Source organism: Micromonospora sp. CPCC 206061 (assembly GCF_036906915.1).
GTDB lineage: Bacteria > Actinomycetota > Actinomycetes > Mycobacteriales > Micromonosporaceae > Phytohabitans.
Genome location: NZ_JBAKHX010000185.1, coordinates 1 through 2,228, shown reverse-complemented (window position 1 = coordinate 2,228; position 2,228 = coordinate 1). Strand labels below are relative to the sequence as shown.

The 2,228-nt window shown below is 69.9% G+C and carries 3 protein-coding genes; 1 reads left to right on the top strand and 2 read right to left on the bottom strand.

All coding sequences use genetic code 11. The annotated features are described in order from the left end of the window. On the bottom strand, positions 1-498 hold a 498-nt coding region (locus V6V89_RS41230), incomplete at its 3' end, for a GNAT family N-acetyltransferase (protein WP_334625185.1). A gap of 37 nt (positions 499-535) precedes the next feature. Further along, positions 536-1,912: an MFS transporter gene (locus V6V89_RS41225; protein ID WP_334625184.1), complete on the bottom strand. Its 1,377-nt coding sequence runs from the start codon at positions 1,910-1,912 to the stop codon at positions 536-538. A 106-nt stretch (positions 1,913-2,018) separates the two neighbouring features. Here V6V89_RS41225 and V6V89_RS41220 point away from each other — a divergent pair. Next, a partial coding sequence (locus V6V89_RS41220) for a TetR/AcrR family transcriptional regulator (protein ID WP_334625183.1) occupies positions 2,019-2,228 on the top strand: 210 nt, incomplete at its 3' end.

The following is a 2,228-nucleotide window of genomic DNA, read 5'->3' as shown; positions in this document are numbered from 1 at the left end:
GGCTGGCAGCCCGGCTGGCAGCGCGGTGGCGGGCACCGTTGGGGCGCCGTCGTTGGCCAGGGCGTAGTCGTAGCCGAGCCTGCGGTAGAAGTAGGGGATCCCCTCGATCATCTGGATAGGCGCATCGCCGGCCGCGTACCGCTGGTGTAGCGAGGCGAACAGTCGTTCGGTGAGCCGGTGCCCGCGGTGCTCCGGCGCGGTGCCGACCAGCTCGATCTGGGCGACCGGCAGCCGTACTCCGGTCAGGTTCCAGTCCTGCCGCAGCCCTACGAGGCTGGCCACCGGACGGCCGGTGGCCGAGTCCTCGGCGACCAGGAAGTCGTCGGGTACGACCGAGGGATGACCATCGAGCAGGTCTTCGACCCAGGCGGCGATGCCGGGGTGCGGTTGCCCGCCGGTCACCGGCTGAAGCTGGACCGATGCGTGCAGGCGGGCGAGCTCGGTGGCGTCGCAGGCTCGGCCCGGCCGGATCACGTAGCGGTCGTTTGACGTTGCCATGCCTTGTCTCCTATGTGGTCGCGGGTTCCCGATCGGTCTACTTGGAGTGGGAACCCGGTGTGATGAGGAGCGCGGCGACGGCGGTCACGATCGCGACGATCGCGCCGGTGGTGAAGCCACGAGTGAACCCCTCGGTGCCGGTGCCGGTGATGCTGAGGGCGGCGATGCTGGATGCCACGGCCGCGCCGAGCGAGGCACCGAACTCGTGGAAGGTGCTGACGATTCCGGAGGCCAGGCCGGCTTCGTGCGCCGCCACCTGTCCGAGCGCGGTGGCGGAGGCAACCACGAACAACGCCCCGGTGCCAGCGGCCGCGACTGCCATGCCGGCCACCATGGCGGCGGCGCCGTTCCAGATCGCTGGTACGGCCAGGCCGGCAGCGGCGATGGCGAGCCCGGCCACCGCGAGGGTACGGGCGCCCGTGCGGCCGATCACGCGCCCGGCCACGTTCGCGCCCAACATGGTGGACAGCGCGATGGGCAGGAAGAGCAGGCCGGTGGTAAGTGCGCCGTAGCCGTGATGCTCCTGCAGCGCGAACGTGCCGAGGAAAAACATCATGATCATGAGAGCGGTGGCGACGAGGATCAGCAGTGTGCCGGCCGCCACGGGCCTGCGGGTCAGCAGCCGCAGGTTCATCAGTGGGCTCGCGGCCAGGCGCTGACGCACTGCGAAGGCGGCGTAGAGGACCACCGATACCAGCAGTAGCGCGGCGGTGGCCCAGGTGATCCAGCCGTGGTCTCCGGCCCGGATCAGGGCGTAGATGAGGGTTGCGGTGGCCGCGGTGACCAGCGCCGCGCCGGGAATGTCGAGGACGGCTCTGGTAGTCGATGCCGGCTGCGCCGGCAGGTGAGATCGGAGCGTGAACAGCAGCACGAGCCCGACCGGGACGTTGATGTAGAAGACCCATGCCCAGCCTGGTCCGGCGGTCAACAGCCCGCCGAGTAGGACGCCGAGTGCGGCGCCGCTGCCGCCCAGTGCGGACCAGATGCCCAGCGCCCGGTTGCGTTCGTCTCCGTCGAAGATCGTGACGATGAGCGACAGGGCCGCCGGTGACAGCATGGCGGCGGCCAGGCCCTGCGCTACCCGGCCGGTCAGGAGCATCGGTCCGGTGGTGGCCAGTCCGGCGGTCAACGATGCCGCCGCGAACAGCAGCAGACCGGCGAGCAGGAGCCGGCGGGCTCCGAACAGGTCGGCGGCGCGGCCGCCGAGCAGCAGTAGTCCGCCGAACGCGAGGGTGTAGCCGCTGACCACCCAGGTCAGGGTTCCCCGCGGCAGGCCGAGGTCCGCGCCCATGTGTGGCAGTGCGATCGCCACGACGGTCACGTCGAGGATGAGCATCAGTTGCGCGACGCCGACCAGCCCCAGGATCTGCCAGCGTCGGGGATGCGGGGTGCGGCTGGGACTGGTGGTGGTCATGGATTCGGACACGAGATCGCCCTCCGGGCTAAGTCGTACAGGCCGTGTTCAACTTACGTCCGGGTACTGTAACTCGAACAAGCACTGTTTGACTTAAGGACGTTGCATGGCTCACTCCGCTGCCCGGTCGCCCCGTCGCGCGGACGCGCGGCAGAACGCCGAGAAGATCGTGCAAGCGGCCGTGACCTGCCTGGGGCGCAGTGCCGAGGCGAGCATGAACGACATCGCGCAGGAGGCGGGGGTCGGCAGGGTCACCCTGTACGGGCACTTCCCGTCCCGAGAGGCCCTGGTCGAAGCCGCGTTGATCCGACTGCTG